The sequence below is a fragment of the Pseudomonas sp. NPDC090755 genome (assembly GCF_044769005.1).
Lineage (GTDB): Bacteria > Pseudomonadota > Gammaproteobacteria > Pseudomonadales > Pseudomonadaceae > Aquipseudomonas.
The window spans coordinates 144,614-162,936 of the sequence record NZ_JBIVXC010000012.1 but is presented as its reverse complement, the minus strand read 5'-3'; the positions used below and the strand labels follow the sequence as shown (position 1 = coordinate 162,936).

Here is an 18,323-nt window from a genome sequence, read left to right as displayed (position 1 = left end):
CAGGCGTGGGCGCCAGGAGAACAGGCAATGTCAGCGACGACGGACGTGGTACTTTCAGTCAGCGCAATCGGCAAGACCTACGCCCAGCCGGTGCTGGGCGATATCGAGCTGAGCCTCTATCGCGGCGAAGTGCTGGCCCTGACCGGCGAGAACGGCGCGGGCAAGAGCACCCTGTCGAAAATCATTGGTGGCCTCGAGCAGCCCACCGTCGGGCAGATGCGCTACCAGGGCCAGCCTTACCAGCCCGGCAGCCGCGCCGCCGCCGAGCGCCTGGGCGTGCGCATGGTCATGCAGGAGCTCAACCTGCTGCCGACCCTGACGGTGGCCGAGAACCTGTTTCTCGACAACCTGCCCAGCCGCGCCGGCTGGATCAGCCGCAAGCGCCTGCGCCAACTGGCCCAGGCCGCCATGGCCCGGGTCGGCCTGGAAGCCATCGACCCGGATACCCCGGTGGGTGAACTGGGCATCGGTCACCAGCAGATGGTGGAAATCGCCCGCAACCTGATTGGCGACTACCATGTGCTGATCTTCGACGAGCCCACGGCCATGCTCACGGCGCGGGAAGTCGAGTTGCTGTTCACCCAGATCGAGCGCCTCCAGCAGCGCGGCGTGGCCATTGTCTACATCTCCCATCGCCTGGAAGAACTCAAGCGCATCGCCCAGCGCATCGCCGTGCTGCGCGATGGCAAGTTGGTGTGCGTCGAGCCCATGGCCCGCTACGACAGCGCGCAGCTGGTCAACCTGATGGTCGGCCGGGAACTGGCCGAGCATATCGACCTGGGCCAGCGCCAGATCGGCGCGCCGATCCTCAAGGTCAACGGCCTGAGCCGTGGCGACAAGGTGCGCGAGGTGTCCTTCGAGGTGCGCAGCGGCGAGATCTTCGGCATCTCCGGCTTGATCGGTGCCGGACGAACCGAACTGCTGCGCCTGATCTACGGCGCCGACCGCGCCGACAGCGGCAGTATCGAACTGGGCAATCCACTGCGGGCGGTGCGCATCGACTCGCCCGTGACCGCGGTACGCGAAGGCATCGCCCTGATCACCGAAGACCGCAAGGGCGAAGGCCTGCTGCTGTCGCAGTCGATCAGCGCCAACATCGCCCTGGGCAACCTGCCGGCGATCTCCCGTGCCGGCGTCGTCGACAGCAGTGCCGAACGCGAGCTGGCCCAGCGCCAGATCGGCGCCATGCGCATTCGCAGCGCCGGCCCCGAGCAGGTGGTCGGCGAGCTGTCCGGCGGCAACCAGCAGAAAGTGGTGATTGGCCGCTGGCTGGAGCGCGACTGTGCCGTGCTGCTGTTCGACGAGCCGACCCGTGGCATCGACGTCGGTGCCAAATTCGACATCTACGGCCTGCTGGCAGAGCTGGCGCGCCAGGGCAAGGCGATCGTGGTGGTGTCCAGCGACCTGCGCGAGCTGATGCTGATCTGCGACCGCATCGGCGTGCTCAGTGCCGGGCGCCTGATCGACACCTTCGAGCGCGAGCACTGGACCCAGGACCAACTACTGGCCGCGGCCTTCGCCGGCTATCAGAAACGTGATGCGTTGCTGCATGAAGCAGCAACCAGGACCACCCCATGAAAACCACTCCGATGGACACCGGCGCCCCGAGCGTCAAGCGCAGCGGCAACTACTATGGCCTGGGCACCTACCTGGGCCTGGCCGGCGCCTTGCTGGCGATGATCGTGCTGTTTTCCCTGCTCAGCAGTCACTTTCTGTCCTACGCCACCTTCAGCACCCTGGCCAACCAGATTCCCGACTTGATGGTGCTGGCGGTGGGCATGACCTTCGTCCTGATCATCGGTGGCATCGACCTGTCGGTGGGCTCGGTGCTGGCCCTGGCAGCCTCGGCGGTCAGCGTGGCGATCCTCGGCTGGGGCTGGAGCGTGCTGCCGGCGGCCTTGCTGGGCATGGGCGTGGCGGCGCTGGCCGGGAGCATCACCGGCGCCATCACCGTGGCCTGGCGAATTCCCTCGTTCATCGTCTCCCTGGGCGTGCTGGAAATGGCCCGGGGCCTGGCCTACCAGTTGACCGACTCGCGCACCGCCTACATCGGCGACGCCTTCGCCTGGCTGTCCAACCCGGTGGCGTTCGGCGTGTCGCCGTCGTTCCTGATTGCCTTGCTGGTGATCATCCTCGCCCAACTGGTGCTGACCCGCACCGTGTTCGGCCGCTACCTGATCGGCATCGGCACCAACGAAGAGGCCGTGCGCCTGGCCGGTATCGACCCGCGTCCGTACAAGGTCCTGGTGTTCGCCCTGATGGGCCTGCTCGCCGGGCTGGCCGCACTGTTCCAGATATCCCGCCTGGAGGCGGCCGACCCCAACGCCGGTGCCGGCCTCGAACTGCAGGTCATCGCTGCCGTGGTCATCGGCGGCACTAGCCTGATGGGCGGACGCGGTTCGGTGATCAGTACCTTCTTCGGCGTCCTGATTATCTCGGTGCTGGCCGCGGGCCTGGCACAGATCGGCGCCTCCGAGCCGACCAAACGCATTATCACCGGGGCGGTCATCGTGATCGCCGTGGTTCTCGACACCTACCGCAGCCGACGTGCAAGTCGGCGGAACTGAACAATGGCAACCATCAAAGATGTCGCGGCACTGGCAGGTATTTCCTATACCACCGTGTCCCATGTACTGAACAAGACCCGTCCGGTCAGTGAGCAGGTGCGCCTGAAAGTCGAGGCGGCCATCGCCGAGCTCGACTACGTGCCCAGCGCCGTGGCCCGTTCGCTCAAGGCGCGCAGCACCGCCACCATCGGCCTGCTGGTGCCCAACGCGGTCAACCCGTACTTCGCGGAACTGGCCCGGGGTATCGAGGACGGCTGCGAGCGCAACGGCTACTGCGTGATCCTCTGCAACTCCGACGACAACCCGCAAAAACAGCGCAGCTACCTGCGCGTGCTGCTGGAAAAACGCATCGACGGTCTGATCGTCGCCTCGGTGGGCGAAGACAGCGACCTGCTGCAAAGCCTGGCCAGCGTGCGCACCCCAATGGTCATCGTCGACCGCGCCCTGGAAGGGGTGGAGGCGGACCTGGTGAGCATCGATCATGAACAGGGTGCCTACCTGGCAACGCGTCATCTGCTGGAGTTGGGCCATCGCGACATCGCCTGCATCGGCGGGCCGGCCACCACCAGTACCGCGCAATTGCGTCTGGCCGGTTTCCAGCGCGCCCTGGCCGAGGCCGGCGTGACGGTGGGGCAAGACCGTATCGTCAGCAGCGACTTCACCAGCCTGGGCGGTTATGCCGCTGCGGTGCCGTTGCTGGAAGGCCGGCGGCCGACGGCGATTTTTGCCGGCAACGACATGATCGGCATCGGGGTGTTGCGCGCCGCCGCCGAGCGCAACATCTGCGTGCCCAATGAGCTGTCGGTGATCGGCTTCGACGATATCCAGCTCAGCCGCTACGTGTTCCCGGCGCTGACCACGGTCGGCCAGTCGATTCGTGAGCTGGGGGAGAGTGCGGCGGCCCTGTTGCTGTCGCGCATCGCCCAGCCACTGCGTGGCGCCCCGGAGCAGCGCATCGTCGCGCCGAAGATCGTGCTGCGCGAGTCCACCGCGCCGCGCCCCGACCTGTTCAATGATTACCGCTGAGAGCGAGCCGAACATGCAAGCCAAGGTAGTGGTGGTAGGAAGCCTGAACATGGACCTGGTGGCCCGCGCCCCACGCTTGCCGCGTGCCGGCGAGACCCTGGCGGGCGAATCTTTTGCCACGGTACCGGGCGGCAAGGGCGCCAACCAGGCGGTGGCGGTGGCGCGCCTGGGCGCGCCGGTGGCGATGATCGGCAACGTCGGTGAGGACGCCTACGGCCAGCAGCTGCGCCAGGCCCTGCTCGACGAGGGCATCGACTGCCAGGGCGTGGCGGTGTGCGCCGGCGTGTCCAGCGGCCTGGCGCTGATCGTGGTGGATGCCAGCAGCCAGAACTCCATCGTCATCATTCCCGGCGGCAATGGCCAGTTGTTGCCCGAATCGGTGCAAGCCTTCGATGCCCTGCTGCAAGGCGCCGAGGTGATCATCTGCCAGCTGGAAGTGCCGCCGCCGACCGTCGCTCATACCCTGGCGCGTGGCCGTGCCCTGGGCAAGACGGTGATCCTCAATCCGGCGCCGTGCACCGGCCCCTTGCCCCAGGACTGGTACGGCGCCATCGACTACCTGATTCCCAACGAAAGCGAGGCCCAGGCCCTGACCGGCGTAGTAGTGAACGACCTGACCAGCGCCGAAGTCGCAGCCAACCAGTTGCGCAGCCTGGGGGCGAGGAACGTGATCGTCACCCTCGGTGCCCAGGGTGCGTTGTTTGCCAGTGCCCGGGGCGTGCAGCACTTCCCGGCGCCGGTGGTCCGTCCGCTGGACACCACGGCGGCGGGCGACACCTTTGTCGGGGGCTTCGCCGCTGCCCTGGCGCGAGGTGTGGAGGAGGGCGAGGCCATCGCCTTTGGCCAGCGTGCCGCCGCCTTGTCGGTTACCCGCGCCGGCGCCCAGCCGTCGATCCCTTACCTGGCCGAGGTGCAACCATGAAAAAGACGCCGCTGCTCAATATTGCCCTGTCGCGGGTCATCGCCTCCCTGGGTCATGGCGATATCCTGGTGATTGGCGATGCCGGCCTGCCGGTACCGCCGGGCGTCGAACTCATCGACCTGGCGCTGACCGCCGGGATTCCCGACTTTGCCAGCACCCTTCGCACCGTACTCAGCGAAATGCAGGTGGAAAGCCATGTGCTCGCCGACGAAATCTTCAAGGCCAATCCACCGGGCCTGACCACCATCGAACAGTGCCATGCCCACGGCCAGCTCGGCGCCCGCAACCTGATCGACCATGCCGGGTTCAAGCAGCTGTGCCGGGGCGCCCGTGCGGTGGTGCGTACCGGCGAGTGCAAGCCCTACAGCAATATCGCCCTGGTCGCGGGGGTTACCTTCTAGATGGCGCCCATCGACCTGATTATCGACACCGACCCGGGTGCCGACGACGTGGTGGCCTTGCTGCTGGCCATGGCATCACCCGATGAGCTGAAGATCCGCGCCATTACTACCGTGGCCGGCAATGTGTGCCTCGACAAGGCTGCGCGCAATGCCCGGCTGGCGCGGGAGTGGGGTGGGCGCGAAGGCATTCCGGTGTACGCCGGGGCGCCCGCGCCGTTGCAGCGCACACCGGTTTACGCGCAAGACATCCATGGTGACGAGGGGCTGCCGGGTGTCGAGGTGTACGAGCCCGGGCAGGGGCTGGCCGAAGGCAGCGCGGTGCGCTACCTGGTCGACACCCTGGGCAATGCCGAGCCTCACAGCATCACCCTGGCCATGCTCGGTCCACAGACCAACCTGGCCCTGGCATTGGTCCAGGCCCCGGAGATCGTCAAAGGCATCAGGGAAGTGGTGGTGATGGGCGGCGCCCACTTCAATGGCGGCAACATCACCCCGGTGGCCGAGTTCAACCTGTTCGCCGATCCTCATGCGGCCGAGGTGGTGCTGGGCAGCGGCGTCAAGCTCACCTACCTGCCGCTGGATGCCACCCACCAGGTGCTGACCAGTGAAGCACGGCTGGCGCAACTCAAGGCCGTGAACAATGCGGCCAGCCAGCGGGTGGTCGCCATCCTCGAGGCCTATATCAAGGCCGACATGGCGCGTTACGGCCTGCCGGGCGGGCCGGTGCATGATGCCTGTGTGATTGCCTACCTGCTCAAGCCACAATTGTTCCAGGGCCGGCAGATCCACCTGCAGGTCGACAGCCGTGAAGGCCCGACCTTCGGCCAGAGCATTGCCGACTGGTACGGCGCCTTGCAGCAGCCTGCCAACGTGACATGGATCGCCCGTGCCGACGCCCAGGGCTTTTTCGACCTGCTCAGTGCGCGGCTTACGCGCCTGACGTAGCGTGGGTGTGGTGTTCCAGGACCTTCTCGACGAATTCGCGTGCCGCTTCGTTACCCAGGTCCTTGACCAGCAGGTCGATGGCAATCAGCATCAACTCTTCGGCGGTGGCGGGGCTGTAGGCGCTCTGGCCCTCGGCCCATTTGACCTTGATGTCGGCATCGATGGTGTGGCTTGTCATGACGTCGTCCGGATGAATGCTGCGCGCGCAATGGGTTCAAATGCCGGGCCCTGGCGTTTGAAGGGCCCGGCCTGTCTGCACGGCGCCCCAAGTGTGTAGTAAATCATGGCGGCGCCTGCCGCGGCACTGCGACTTTAGGCATAAGGGCAGTGGGCGTGGCAAACTAATGGTTTTCAGCAGGTCGGAGCCTGACCGTGCAAATCGATCTGAACAATCCCGAACAGTTCACGCTTGAGGCAGTGCGCAGCCTCCTGGCTGATGGTAACAATGCCCAGCACAACCAGTTGCGCGTCAGTCGTGGCGGCGTCGCCTGGCTGTCCCAGGTGGTGGGTGGTCGCGAGCTGGACGGCCTGGCCTTTCGTCTGGAAACCTGGGCGGCAGGCTCGGGATGCGTCGGTGAAGCGGCGGCGGCCGACGAGCGCTGGGTGCAGCAGGTGTTCACCGCCTTGCAGCGCAACTGGCCGAAACCGTCGAGCGACTACATCGACCTGTACTGAGCTGTGCAAAATTCCGTGACGATTGCATTTTTACCTGGGGGCGCTGGCTCAGGCAGACTTGACGGGTTTTGCAACGAAAAACCAGCGAGGCTGTCCAACGGACAGCATTCCCGTATTCAAAGGAGGATTCATGTTTCGTGCATCATTGATGGGCCTGTTGGCGGTCGCCGTGTTGAGCGGTTGCAGCGGCACGGGCGGCACGTCGTCGAAGGCATCTGAGCCGCAAGCGGCCAACAGCGACGGCCGTTGCCAGGCCAGCGGTGCCGGGTTTGCCGTGGGCAAGCAGGTGTCGCCGGCCCTGGTCGAGCAGGCCCGCAAGGCCAGCGGCTCGCAGCTGGCCCGTGCCGTCGGGCCGAATGATGTCATGACCCTGGAGTACCGCTCCGAGCGCCTGAACCTCAACACTAATGCCCAGGGTGTGGTCACCGGCGTTCATTGCGGCTGATGACCCGGGCTGCTTCGCAGCCCATCGCTGGCGATGCCAGCTCCCACAGGGGCGGTTGTGTGGCCGGTACCTGTGTGGGAGCCGGCATATCCGGCGATAGAGCGCGCCGCCACCCGAAATCCGGGCACAAAAAAACCCGTCACAAGGACGGGTTTTTTTATTCGCTCAGAACTTACTCTGGACGAACTTGTGCAGCCTGCATGCCCTTCTGGCCTTTTTCGGCAACGAAGGAAACGGTCTGGCCTTCCTTCAGGCTTTTGAAACCGTCGGTTTCGATAGCCTTGAAGTGAACGAACAGGTCGTCGCCGCCACCTTGTGGAGTGATGAAGCCGAAGCCTTTCTCATCGTTGAACCATTTTACGGTGCCGGTTTGGCGATTAGACATGGGTGTATCTCCAGGAAACATGATTTTCAGTAGTGCGGTGTTGCCGAGGCCAACAGGGTGCACGCCACCATCATAGTCTAATTATGGGCTTGTAGCCCCTTTTACCTGCGCAGATTGCTGATCTGGAGCAAAATAGCGCGAGTTTATTGGCCCAAAGGCTTATTTTTTCTGGGTTTCGGGCGGGCAGACGCGCTTCACCAGCGTCTCGGCACGCTGCATTGTCCTGGCATCGATGCCGTCCTTGCTGTCCAGATCGGCAATTTCATCGTCGGAGAAATTTTTCTCGATCGCCTTGCCGGCGCAATCGCAATGCTTTGTCGCCTGGTCCGTGGTCATGGCCTTGTTCACTTGCTGTGCATTGGCAACACAGGCCTCGAGGTAACCACCTGGCAGCTTCCCGGCATGGGCGCCCAGCGGCAGTAGCAGGGCAGAGGTGGCCGCCAGGGCCAAAAGGGACTGAAGTCGCATAGCCAAACACTCCTTGGGGCGGGTCTCTCAAGAGTAGGACGCTTCAGAAGCTCTGAACGGAAAATTTCCATTCAAGTTCCCCGCAATCGCCGCAAAGCTTTGTGCTAGCATGCGCAGTTCAAGCTCGCCGCCAGCTTTTTCATGCAGCTTGCGGCTTAGAGCGCCCAGTTTTTTTATTCCAGTCACTCTGGTTCGTTCCCTGGCAGGCCTTCGGGCTTCTGCCACTGTGAGGCAGGCTTTGCGTCAGCAAAGACAGGGGCGGATCGCGTACTGGCTCATCCCAACCCACGTGACCTTTGGTAGGGGTCACCACTAGGAGAGGAGGCGCCATGCCCGTTATTACTCTTCCCGATGGCAGTCAACGTACTTTCGACAAGGCCGTATCCGTAGCCGAAGTCGCCGCATCCATTGGCGCAGGCCTTGCCAAGGCCACCCTGGCCGGCAAGGTCGACGGCAAGCTGGTCGACGCCTGCGACCTGATCGAACACGACGCTCGCCTGCAAATCATCACGCCCAAGGACGAAGAGGGGCTGGAGATCATCCGTCACTCGTGCGCCCACCTGGTCGGCCACGCGGTCAAGCAGCTGTACCCGACCGCGAAAATGGTCATCGGTCCGGTCATTGACGAAGGCTTTTATTACGACATCGCCTACGAGCGTCCTTTCACCCCGGACGACATGGCGGCGATCGAGCAGCGCATGCAGCAGCTGATCGACAAGGACTACGACGTCATCAAGAAGGTCACCCCGCGCGCCGAGGTGATCGACGTGTTCCAGAGCCGTGGCGAAGATTACAAGCTGCGCCTGGTCGAGGACATGCCGGATGAACAGGCCATGGGCCTGTACTACCACGAAGAATACGTCGACATGTGCCGCGGTCCGCACGTGCCGAACACCCGCTTCCTCAAGTCGTTCAAGCTGACCAAGCTGTCCGGCGCCTACTGGCGCGGCGATGCCAAGAACGAGCAGCTGCAACGCGTCTACGGCACCGCCTGGGCCGACAAGAAGCAGCTGGCCGCCTACATCCAGCGCATCGAAGAAGCGGAAAAACGCGACCACCGCAAGATCGGCAAGCGCCTGGGCCTGTTCCACCTCCAGGAAGAAGCACCGGGTATGGTGTTCTGGCACCCCAACGGCTGGACCCTGTACCAGGTACTGGAACAGTACATGCGTAAAGTCCAGCGCGAGAACGGCTACCTCGAGATCAAGACGCCTCAGGTTGTCGACCGTTCGCTGTGGGAAAAGTCTGGCCACTGGGCCAACTACGCCGACAACATGTTCACCACCCAGTCGGAAAACCGCGACTACGCCATCAAGCCGATGAACTGCCCGTGCCACGTGCAGGTGTTCAACCAGGGCCTGAAGAGCTACCGCGAGCTGCCGCTGCGCCTGGCCGAGTTCGGTGCCTGCCACCGTAACGAGCCGTCCGGTGCCCTGCACGGCATCATGCGCGTGCGTGGTTTCACCCAGGACGACGCGCACATTTTCTGCACCGAAGAGCAGATGCAGTCCGAGTCCGCCGCCTTCATCAAGCTGACCATGGATGTCTACGCCGACTTCGGCTTCAAAGACATCGAAATGAAGCTCTCCACCCGTCCTGAAAAGCGCGTGGGTTCCGATGAGCTGTGGGATCGCGCCGAAGCCGCCCTGGCTGCCGCGCTCGACAGCGCCGGCCTGCCGTACGACCTGCAACCGGGCGAGGGCGCCTTCTACGGTCCGAAGATCGAGTTCTCGCTCAAGGACTGCCTGGGCCGCGTCTGGCAGTGTGGTACCCTGCAGCTGGACTTCAACCTGCCGATCCGCCTGGGCGCCGAGTTCGTCTCCGAAGACAACGGCCGCAAGCACCCGGTAATGCTGCACCGCGCCATCCTCGGATCGTTCGAGCGTTTCGTCGGAATCCTGATCGAGCACTACGAAGGTGCGTTCCCGGCTTGGCTCGCGCCAACCCAGGCGGTGGTCATGAATATCACCGACAAGCAGGCCGAATTCGCCCTGGAAGTTGAAAAAACTCTCAACGAAAGCGGATTCCGTGCCAAGTCCGACTTGAGAAATGAGAAGATCGGCTTTAAAATCCGCGAGCATACCTTGCTCAAGGTCCCTTATCTTTTGGTTATAGGGGATCGTGAGGTCGAAACGCAAACCGTCGCCGTACGTACCCGAGAAGGCGCAGACCTTGGCTCGATGCCGGTCGCCCAGTTCGCGGAGTTCCTTGCGCAGTCGGTTTCCCGGCGTGGTCGCCAAGAATCGGAGTAATTACCATTAAGCGTGAAATGAGAAACGATAAACGAACTGCACCGAAAGCCCCGATCAACGAGAATATCTCGGCACGCGAGGTTCGGTTAATTGGCGCTGACGGCGAGCAGATTGGCATCGTCTCGATTGATGAAGCGCTTCGTATCGCTGAAGAAGCGAAGCTGGATCTGGTAGAGATCTCTGCAGACGCGGTACCGCCGGTCTGCAAGGTCATGGACTACGGCAAGCACCTGTTCGAGAAGAAGAAACAGGCCAGCGAGGCCAAGAAGAACCAGAAGCAGATCCAGATTAAAGAAATCAAGTTTCGTCCAGGGACGGAGGAAGGGGATTACCAGGTAAAACTACGCAACCTGGTACGTTTCCTTAGTGATGGGGACAAGGCCAAGATCTCTCTGAGATTCCGTGGCCGTGAGATGGCTCACCAGGAGCTGGGCATGGAGCTGTTGAAGCGGGTTGAAACTGACCTCGCCGAATACGGCACCGTTGAGCAGCATCCGAAGATGGAAGGACGCCAGCTTATGATGGTCATCGCCCCCAAGAAAAAGAAATAACCACCAGGGCACGGCAGGCCTTGCGGTTATGTTTATCCACTGAATGCGGAGTATCCGAACATGCCAAAAATGAAAACCAAAAGCGGTGCAGCGAAGCGTTTCTTGAAAACCGCTTCGGGCTTCAAGCACAAGCACGCTTTCAAGAGCCACATCCTGACCAAAATGTCGACCAAGCGTAAGCGTCAACTGCGTGGTAGCAGCCTGCTGCACCCGTCGGACGTTGCAAAAGTCGAGCGCATGCTGCGCGTACGTTAATTTCGGTCAAAGATAGAGGAAGTTACTCATGGCTCGTGTAAAGCGTGGCGTCATCGCTCGTAAGCGTCACAAGAAAATCCTGAAACTGGCTAAAGGCTACTACGGCGCACGCTCGCGCGTATTCCGTGTTGCCAAGCAAGCGGTCATCAAGGCAGGCCAATACGCCTACCGCGACCGTCGCCAGAAAAAACGTCAGTTCCGCGCTCTGTGGATCGCTCGTATCAACGCTGGTGCGCGTATCAACGGTCTGTCCTACAGCCGCCTGATCGCTGGCCTGAAAAAAGCGTCGATCGAAATCGACCGTAAAGTTCTGGCTGATCTGGCAGTGAACGAAAAAGCGGCGTTTGCTGCGATTGTCGAGAAAGCTAAAGCCGTCCTGGCTTAAGTACCCGCGACAATCATTCGCTGCCGTTCGCGGCAGCGAATGTTAAACGTCATCGATAGGGGAAGAGCCTGTAAGCTCTTCCCCTATTTCGTATCTGGAGTCTGTACATGGAAAACCTGGATGCGCTGGTCTCTCAAGCCCTGGAGGCCGTGGAGCGCGCTGAAGACATCAATGCCCTGGAACAGATCCGGGTTCAATTCCTTGGCAAGAAGGGCGAACTGACCCAGGTGATGAAGACCCTGGGCAACCTGCCTGCCGACGAGCGGCCAAAGGTTGGCGCGCTGATCAACGACGCCAAGGAGCGCGTCACCGAGGTGCTCAACGCACGCAAGGCGGCCTTCGAAGAAGCCGAGCTCAGCGCTCGTCTGGCGGCCGAATGCATTGATGTGACCCTGCCAGGTCGTGGCCAGACTACCGGTGGCCTGCACCCGATCACCCGCACCCTGGAGCGCATCGAGCAGTTCTTCACCCACATCGGCTACGGCATCGCCGAAGGCCCTGAGGTCGAAGACGACTACCACAACTTCGAAGCGCTCAACATTCCCGGCCACCACCCGGCCCGGGCAATGCACGACACCTTCTACTTCAATGCCAACATGCTGCTGCGTACCCACACCTCGCCGGTGCAGGTACGGACCATGGAGTCCAGCCAGCCGCCGATCCGCATTGTCTGCCCGGGCCGCGTCTACCGCTGCGACTCGGATATCACCCACTCGCCGATGTTCCACCAGGTCGAAGGCCTGCTGGTCGATCGCGGGATCAATTTCGCCGACCTCAAAGGCACCATCGAAGAATTCCTGCGGGTGTTCTTCGAAAAGGAACTGGCGGTGCGTTTCCGTCCGTCCTTCTTCCCCTTCACCGAACCTTCGGCTGAAGTCGACATCCAGTGCGTGATGTGCAGCGGCAAAGGCTGCCGCGTGTGCAAGCAGACCGGCTGGCTGGAAGTCATGGGCTGCGGCATGGTTCACCCGAACGTGCTGCGCATGTCCGGCATCGACCCGGAAGAGTACCAGGGCTTCGCCTTCGGCATGGGTGCCGAGCGCCTGGCGATGTTGCGGTATGGCGTCAACGATTTGCGTCTGTTCTTCGACAACGACTTGCGGTTCCTCGCGCAGTTTCGCTAGGTCCGCACCCGTAACGCATCTTTCAGGAGAACAGCATGAAATTCAGTGAAATGTGGCTGCGCGGTTGGGTCAACCCGCAGGTATCCCGTGACGAGCTGGTCGCTCGTCTGTCCATGGCCGGCCTCGAAGTCGACAGCGTCACCCCGGCCGCCGGTCAATTCAGCGGCATCGTCGTCGGTGAGGTGCTGAGCACCGAACAGCACCCCGACGCCGACAAACTGCGCGTGTGCCAGGTCAGCAACGGCAGCGAGACTTTCCAGGTAGTGTGCGGCGCGCCGAATGTGCGCCCTGGCCTGAAGATCCCGTTCGCCATGATCGGCGCCGAACTGCCGGGCGACTTCAAGATCAAGAAAGCCAAGCTGCGTGGCGTTGAGTCCAGCGGCATGCTGTGCTCGGCTGCAGAACTGCAGATCAGCGAAGAAAACGACGGCCTGCTGGAACTGGCCGCCGACGCCCCGGTGGGCGAAGACATCCGCGCCTACCTGCAGTTGGACGACGCCAGCATCGAGATCGGCCTGACCCCGAACCGCGGCGACTGCCTGTCCATTGCAGGCCTTGCCCGTGACGTGGGCGCCCTGTACGACGCACCGGTCACTCGCGTGACAGTGCCGGCCGTTGCCGCCGCCCATGACGAAGTGCGTCCGGTTGAAGTCTCGGCTCCAGCGGCTTGCCCGCGCTACCTGGGCCGTGTCATCCGTAACGTCGACCTGTCGCGCCCGACGCCGCTGTGGATGGTCGAGCGTCTGCGCCGCTCCGACGTGCGCAGCATCGACGCCGCCGTCGACATCACCAACTACGTGATGCTCGAACTGGGCCAGCCGATGCACGCCTTCGACCTCGCCGAAATCAACGGTGGCATCCGCGTGCGCATGGCCGAGGAGGGCGAGAAGCTCGTTCTGCTCGACGGCCAGGAAGTGACCCTGCGTCCCGACACCCTGGTCATCGCCGACCACAGCCGCGCCCTGGCCATCGCCGGCGTGATGGGTGGCGAGCACAGTGGCGTTAGCGCCACTACCCGCGACCTGTTCCTCGAAAGCGCCTTCTTCGAGCCGATTTCCGTTGCCGGTAAAGCCCGTTCCTACGGCCTGCACACCGATGCCTCGCACCGCTACGAGCGTGGCGTCGACTCGCAGCTCGCCCGCGAAGCCATCGAGCGCGCCACCGGCCTGCTGCTGGAGATCGTCGGCGGCGAAGCCGGCCCGGTCATCGATGTGTCGAGCGAAGCCGACCTGCCGAACGTCGCACCGATCACCCTGCGTGCCGAGCGCCTGACCCAGATGCTGGGCATGGAAATGGCCAGCGCCGAAGTCGAGCAACTGCTCAACGGCCTGGGCCTGAAAACCACCGCTGGCGAAGGGCAGTGGCAGGTCGAAGTACCAAGCCATCGCTTCGACATCAGCCTGGAAGTCGACCTGATCGAAGAACTGGCCCGCCTGTACGGCTACAACCGCCTGCCGGTCCGTTACCCGCAAGCGCGCCTGGCCCCGCAGGCCAAGGCCGAAGCCCGTGGCGAACTGCCGGAGCTGCGTCGCCTGCTGGTCGCCCGTGGTTACCAGGAAGCCATCACCTACAGCTTCATCGACCCGAAACTGTTCGAACTGTTCAGCCCGGGCATCGAGCCGCTGCTGCTGGCCAACCCGATCTCCAACGACATGGCTGCCATGCGCGCCTCGCTGTGGCCGGGCCTGGTCAAGGCGCTGCAACACAACCTCAACCGCCAGCAAGACCGCGTGCGCCTGTTCGAAAGCGGCCTGCGCTTCGTCGGCCAGCTGGGCGACCTCAAGCAACAGCCGATGCTCGCCGGCGTCGTCTGCGGCAGCCGCCTGCCGGAAGGCTGGGCCAACGGCCGTGACGGCATCGACTTCTTCGACGCCAAAGCTGACGTTGAAGCCGTACTGGGTTACGCAGGCTCCCTGGCCGAATTCACCTTCGTCCCAGGCAAGCACCCAGCGCTGCACCCGGGCCAGACCGCTCGCATCGAGCGTGACGGTCGCGAAGTCGGCTACCTGGGCGCCATCCACCCGGAACTGGCCAAGACCCTGGGCCTGGACCGTCCGGTCTTCGTCTTCGAGCTGGTCCTGGGCGAAGTGGTTGAAGGTCGCCTGCCGAAGTTCAGCGAACTGTCGAAGTTCCCGGAAGTACGTCGTGACCTGGCCTTAGTCGCAGGACGTGATGTAGCTTCGAGCTCGGTGCTTGAAGTAATTCGTGACAATGCAGGTGAATGGCTGACAGACCTCAGACTGTTTGACGTTTACCAGGGTAAAGGCATTGATCCTGATAGAAAAAGCCTGGCAGTCGGCTTGACCTGGCAGCATCCATCGCGCACTCTTAATGACGAAGAGGTGAACACTGCGACCCAGAACATCCTCACCTCGCTCGAACAAAGGTTGAACACCACGTTAAGGAAATAGCGTATGGGTGCTCTGACGAAAGCTGAGATGGCCGAACGGCTGTACGAGGAGCTGGGCCTGAACAAGCGCGAGGCCAAGGAATTGGTTGAGCTGTTTTTTGAGGAAATCAGGCACGCTCTTGAAGACAACGAGCAGGTCAAATTGTCCGGTTTCGGCAATTTCGACCTGCGTGACAAGCGCCAGCGGCCGGGCCGCAACCCCAAGACCGGGGAAGAAATCCCGATCACGGCGCGTCGAGTCGTCACCTTTCGTCCGGGGCAAAAGTTGAAAGCCCGAGTTGAGGCCTATGCTGGAACCAAGTCATAACGACGAGCTTCCGCCGATTCCAGGCAAACGGTACTTCACCATTGGTGAAGTGAGCGAGCTTTGTGCGGTCAAACCGCACGTGCTGCGCTACTGGGAGCAGGAGTTCCCGCAACTCAACCCGGTCAAGCGCCGCGGCAACCGGCGGTACTATCAGCGCCAGGACGTGCTGATGATCCGCCAGATCCGCGCGCTGCTGTACGACCAGGGCTTCACCATCGGCGGGGCGCGCTTGCGCCTCTCCGGAGATGAGGCCAAGGATGACACTACCCAGTACAAGCAACTGATTCGGCAGATGATTGTTGAGTTGGAGGATGTGTTGGGGGTGTTGAAGAAGTGACCGTGATCGGTTAGAGAATTTTGGAAAAAATGCTTCCATAATTCAAAAGGTTAGGTTACATTCTTAAAAGTTCTCAGCAGCATCGAGAATGATTCGGGGCGTAGCGCAGCCCGGTAGCGCACTTGCATGGGGTGCAAGGGGTCGAGTGTTCGAATCACTCCGTCCCGACCAAAAATCCCTAAAAAATCCAGTCACTTAGCGGTGACTGGATTTTTTTATGGGCGTGTGTTTTTCAGTTGATCTGATGTTTACCCCACCATGAATCGCCCCGGGTTTCGTAGACACCTCCATGCCGTAACATGAGGCCAATCTGGAGGTGCTATGAGCAACCCGCGTTACCTCCGAAGCATTCAAAATCCAAGCAGTCAATCAAGTGACCGAAAAGAAACTGGCTGTCGCCGATGTAGCGGCGCGTCTTGGCGTGTCGCCTCATAGCCTCTATGCCTGTATCAAGCGCTACAGCAAACCTCAGGAAGAACGGCAGCAATACGACGATCAGCACGCTGAACTCCGCCGCCTGCGGGCGGAACTCAAGCGAGTTAGTGAAGAGCGAGACATCTTAAAAAGGCCGCCGCGTACTTTGCCAAGGAGTGCGGCTGAAGTACGCCTTTATTAAGCAGCGAGCGGGCGACTATTCCATTCGAAGGCTTTGCCTGACGCTGAAAGTCCATCCCAGTGACTATTACGCTTGGTTATCAGAGCCGCAATCTACACGCGCTAAAGACGACCAGCGATTGCTGTATTTGATCAAGTATTCTTGGCTGGAGAGTGATGGAGTTGTCTAAAGAATTCAGGGCGATTCGGATTGACCCTTAAATACTCTTGCATTCCGCTCACCTGGTCGCACCGCGAATGTCTCCGAACTCCTACCGACCGTCGAATCAGTTCAGGCGATAACTTTCCGGATACGAACGATGTCGAAATCAGCGATAGTCAAAACTATGTCATTAAAAGTCAATTTAATATTTCTCGCGTTGGGCAAAATCCACTCCGCAATTTCGCTGGGAGAAAGTGCCCAGCAGATGTCGTTTTCGCCGTTGGCATCGCTGTAACACTGAGACGCTTGGTAGGGCTGAGAAGGCCCTTGTCATTGTGGTTTTTGCGGGATTCAGGAGGTGTCGTTACCGTCCTTTGCTGAGTATTTTACGCACGCAGGGTTTTATACCATTACATTCGATTATAGAGAATTTGGTGCAAGTGACGCTGCGCGAGGCCGTTTGGCAGCTTCAATGCAATTCAGGATATCCCTAGATCACTTATTACGTACTACTTGGTTTGATTCCGCATTACCTCTTGGTTGTTTCCAATTACCTAACGAATAATATCAATGAATCACTGCACACCTTCCCAGGGCAATCGCTTACTACCCCTGGCCATCTCCTTCTGCATGGCCGCCCTCGGCGCCTCGCAAGCCTCTGCCCACGGCTATATTGAAAGCCCGAAATCCCGCTCCTTCATGTGCTCCGGTGGCGGTGGCAGTCTGAACAAAGCGTGTGGCTCCGTCGCCTACGAGCCGCAGAGCGTTGAATACACACCTGGGGTTGCACACCACTACCCGAACGGTAACTACTGTGCGGGCGATTTCACCCAGTGCGGCCCGGGGGACGGCACCATTGCTGCCGGCGGTATATCCAACTTCGCCCTGTTGAACGAGCAATCGGCCAACCGCTGGCAGAAAAACACTATCCGGCCCGGAATGAATGACTTTACCTGGCACTATACGGCGGGCCACGCCAGTGCCTATTACCAGTTCTATATCACCAAGAAGGACTGGAACCCGAACCAGCCTCTGACTCGCGATTCCTTTGAGCTCAAGCCTCTGCTCAATGAAGATGCCGGCGGAGTACGCCCCCCTTCAGGTAGCACGACGACCCATCAGGTCAATATCCCGTCCGACCGTAGCGGCTATCACATCGTCCTCGGGACGTGGAGGGTCGGCGATACAGCCGCCACCTTCTACCAGGCCGTCGATGTGAACATCGAAAATGACGGTGCGCCAGCCTCCGAGTGGACCACGATCGGCGCGGTACATCCGGAGCAACTGCGGATCGGTGACAAGGTGATGACCCGTGTGTTCACTGATACCGGTGAACAAAGCAGCCGCCAGACCCTGTTATCTATCGACAGCGCCGAACAGGCGCAGGCCAACACATGGCCGTTCCAATTGGCCGAGAAAGTCAACAAGACCAACGCCGGCTATATGATGGGTCAGTTGAATGCGAACGATGAAGTGGTTCCCAACTACGGCACCAACAACATCTTCACCAAGAACGGCAGCGATGTCGTGCGTGTGGAGATCCAGAAGGAACAGCCGAGTCTGCCAGGCGATTTGACCCTATCGGGCCTGCAGGATAGCTACATACTTGAGGATGGTGCAGCAGATCTTCACTTCAATGCCATCGTCCAGGGCAGCGGTAAGTACACCATTGACGCCACCGTGTTCAACGGCAAGGGTGAGAGCATCACTTACCAGGCGGGCCAGGCGGGTAACAATTCCCAGCACTTTAGCATCGCACTGCGCAACGCCAGCCAGGGCGAGCATGATGTGGTGGTCGTGGCCAAGCCGGAAAACGGCGAACTGTTGCAAATCACTCACCGCTTCATCCTAAAGGCGGAAGAGCAGGGCGGTGGCGGCGAGTATGACTTTGTATTCCCCGACGGTCTGAACAGTTACACGGCCGGCACTCAAGTGCTGGCCAAGGATGGTAATACCTACGAGTGTAAGCCCTTCCCGTACAGCGGTTACTGCATACAGTGGAACGCGGGCTCCAACCAGTTCGAGCCAGGTGTCGGTTCTAACTGGCAAGACGCCTGGATTCGTAAGTAACCCCGAGTAGAAGGAGGGTGGCCCCTTCGCCACTCTTCTTC

The 18,323-nt window shown here is 61.3% G+C and carries 21 protein-coding genes, 1 tRNA gene and 1 pseudogene; 19 read left to right on the top strand and 4 right to left on the bottom strand.

Features of this window, described 5'->3' with window-relative positions:
• Positions 1-27 precede the first annotated feature (27 nt).
• Genes ACIQUS_RS18460 through ACIQUS_RS18435 form a run of 6 tightly spaced genes read left to right on the top strand, consistent with a single transcriptional unit; the run spans position 28 to position 5,861 of the window.
• On the top strand, positions 28-1,578 hold the full coding sequence (locus ACIQUS_RS18460; RefSeq protein WP_403049418.1) for a sugar ABC transporter ATP-binding protein: 1,551 nt from the start codon (positions 28-30) through the stop codon (positions 1,576-1,578).
• On the top strand, positions 1,575-2,567 hold the full coding sequence (locus ACIQUS_RS18455; protein ID WP_403049416.1) for an ABC transporter permease: 993 nt from the start codon (positions 1,575-1,577) through the stop codon (positions 2,565-2,567). The genes ACIQUS_RS18460 and ACIQUS_RS18455 overlap by 4 nt, the downstream gene beginning before the upstream one ends.
• 3 nt (positions 2,568-2,570) lie before the next feature.
• A complete protein-coding gene (locus ACIQUS_RS18450) occupies positions 2,571-3,593 on the top strand; it encodes a LacI family DNA-binding transcriptional regulator (protein WP_403049413.1) in 1,023 nt (340 codons plus the stop codon).
• Between the two features lie 13 nt (positions 3,594-3,606).
• Positions 3,607-4,515 carry a ribokinase gene (gene rbsK / locus ACIQUS_RS18445; RefSeq protein WP_403049410.1) on the top strand — a complete coding sequence of 303 codons (909 nt, stop codon included), beginning with the start codon at positions 3,607-3,609 and terminating at the stop codon, positions 4,513-4,515.
• A complete protein-coding gene (gene rbsD, locus ACIQUS_RS18440) occupies positions 4,512-4,916 on the top strand; it encodes a D-ribose pyranase (RefSeq protein WP_403049407.1) in 405 nt (134 codons plus the stop codon). The genes rbsK and rbsD overlap by 4 nt, the downstream gene beginning before the upstream one ends.
• Entirely contained in the window at positions 4,917-5,861 is a 945-nt protein-coding gene (locus ACIQUS_RS18435; RefSeq protein ID WP_403049404.1) for a nucleoside hydrolase, read from the top strand.
• On the opposite strand, the gene ACIQUS_RS18430 is transcribed toward ACIQUS_RS18435, so the two are convergent.
• On the bottom strand, positions 5,845-6,039 hold the full coding sequence (locus ACIQUS_RS18430; RefSeq protein ID WP_403049401.1) for a hypothetical protein: 195 nt from the start codon (positions 6,037-6,039) through the stop codon (positions 5,845-5,847). The two genes, ACIQUS_RS18435 and ACIQUS_RS18430, sit on opposite strands and share 17 nt — an antisense overlap.
• Before the next feature lie 194 nt (positions 6,040-6,233).
• Here ACIQUS_RS18430 and ACIQUS_RS18425 point away from each other — a divergent pair, with 194 nt between their 5' ends.
• Positions 6,234-6,536 (top strand): hypothetical protein, encoded by a 303-nt coding sequence (locus ACIQUS_RS18425; RefSeq protein WP_403049398.1) that lies wholly within the window; start codon positions 6,234-6,236, stop codon positions 6,534-6,536.
• Positions 6,537-6,666: 130 nt separating this feature from the next.
• Positions 6,667-6,981: an I78 family peptidase inhibitor gene (locus ACIQUS_RS18420; protein ID WP_403049395.1), complete on the top strand. Its 315-nt coding sequence runs from the start codon at positions 6,667-6,669 to the stop codon at positions 6,979-6,981.
• A 172-nt stretch (positions 6,982-7,153) separates the two neighbouring features.
• Here ACIQUS_RS18420 and ACIQUS_RS18415 read toward each other — a convergent pair whose 3' ends face one another.
• The 3 genes from ACIQUS_RS18415 to ACIQUS_RS18405 form a co-directional block, all read right to left on the bottom strand.
• Positions 7,154-7,366 (bottom strand): cold-shock protein, encoded by a 213-nt coding sequence (locus tag ACIQUS_RS18415; RefSeq protein ID WP_007956027.1) that lies wholly within the window; start codon positions 7,364-7,366, stop codon positions 7,154-7,156.
• A gap of 159 nt (positions 7,367-7,525) precedes the next feature.
• Entirely contained in the window at positions 7,526-7,834 is a 309-nt protein-coding gene (locus tag ACIQUS_RS18410) for a hypothetical protein (protein WP_403049391.1), read from the bottom strand.
• 27 nt (positions 7,835-7,861) lie between these two features.
• Positions 7,862-8,020: a hypothetical protein gene (locus ACIQUS_RS18405; protein WP_403049388.1), complete on the bottom strand. Its 159-nt coding sequence runs from the start codon at positions 8,018-8,020 to the stop codon at positions 7,862-7,864.
• A 143-nt stretch (positions 8,021-8,163) separates the two neighbouring features.
• On the opposite strand from ACIQUS_RS18405, the gene thrS reads away from it, so the two are divergent.
• The 11 genes and pseudogenes from thrS (at position 8,164) to gbpA (ending at position 18,282) form a co-directional block, all read left to right on the top strand.
• Positions 8,164-10,086, top strand: a complete 1,923-nt coding sequence (gene thrS, locus ACIQUS_RS18400) for a threonine--tRNA ligase (RefSeq protein WP_403049385.1) — start codon at positions 8,164-8,166, stop codon at positions 10,084-10,086.
• Complete coding sequence (gene infC, locus ACIQUS_RS18395; RefSeq protein WP_403049466.1) at positions 10,086-10,637, top strand: translation initiation factor IF-3; 552 nt, start codon at positions 10,086-10,088, stop codon at positions 10,635-10,637. The genes thrS and infC overlap by 1 nt, the downstream gene beginning before the upstream one ends.
• A 60-nt stretch (positions 10,638-10,697) precedes the next feature.
• Complete coding sequence (gene rpmI / locus ACIQUS_RS18390; RefSeq protein WP_009394045.1) at positions 10,698-10,892, top strand: 50S ribosomal protein L35; 195 nt, start codon at positions 10,698-10,700, stop codon at positions 10,890-10,892.
• 28 nt (positions 10,893-10,920) lie between these two features.
• Entirely contained in the window at positions 10,921-11,277 is a 357-nt protein-coding gene (gene rplT / locus ACIQUS_RS18385) for a 50S ribosomal protein L20 (RefSeq protein ID WP_095159233.1), read from the top strand.
• A gap of 107 nt (positions 11,278-11,384) precedes the next feature.
• The gene (gene pheS, locus ACIQUS_RS18380; RefSeq protein WP_403049382.1) at positions 11,385-12,401 is read left to right on the top strand and encodes a phenylalanine--tRNA ligase subunit alpha; all 1,017 of its coding nucleotides are present in this window, start codon (positions 11,385-11,387) and stop codon (positions 12,399-12,401) included.
• A 35-nt stretch (positions 12,402-12,436) separates the two neighbouring features.
• On the top strand, positions 12,437-14,812 hold the full coding sequence (gene pheT / locus ACIQUS_RS18375; RefSeq protein ID WP_403049379.1) for a phenylalanine--tRNA ligase subunit beta: 2,376 nt from the start codon (positions 12,437-12,439) through the stop codon (positions 14,810-14,812).
• Positions 14,813-14,815: 3 nt separating this feature from the next.
• The gene (ihfA, locus tag ACIQUS_RS18370; protein WP_002553164.1) at positions 14,816-15,118 is read left to right on the top strand and encodes an integration host factor subunit alpha; all 303 of its coding nucleotides are present in this window, start codon (positions 14,816-14,818) and stop codon (positions 15,116-15,118) included.
• Entirely contained in the window at positions 15,099-15,455 is a 357-nt protein-coding gene (locus ACIQUS_RS18365) for a MerR family transcriptional regulator (RefSeq protein ID WP_403049376.1), read from the top strand. The genes ihfA and ACIQUS_RS18365 overlap by 20 nt, the downstream gene beginning before the upstream one ends.
• 94 nt (positions 15,456-15,549) lie before the next feature.
• Positions 15,550-15,626: transfer RNA gene (locus ACIQUS_RS18360), tRNA-Pro, on the top strand.
• Between the two features lie 150 nt (positions 15,627-15,776).
• A pseudogene (locus ACIQUS_RS18355) lies at positions 15,777-16,234 on the top strand (transposase); the annotation flags it as partial.
• A 548-nt stretch (positions 16,235-16,782) separates the two neighbouring features.
• A complete protein-coding gene (gbpA, locus tag ACIQUS_RS18350; protein WP_403049373.1) occupies positions 16,783-18,282 on the top strand; it encodes an N-acetylglucosamine-binding protein GbpA in 1,500 nt (499 codons plus the stop codon).
• Positions 18,283-18,323 lie beyond the last annotated feature (41 nt).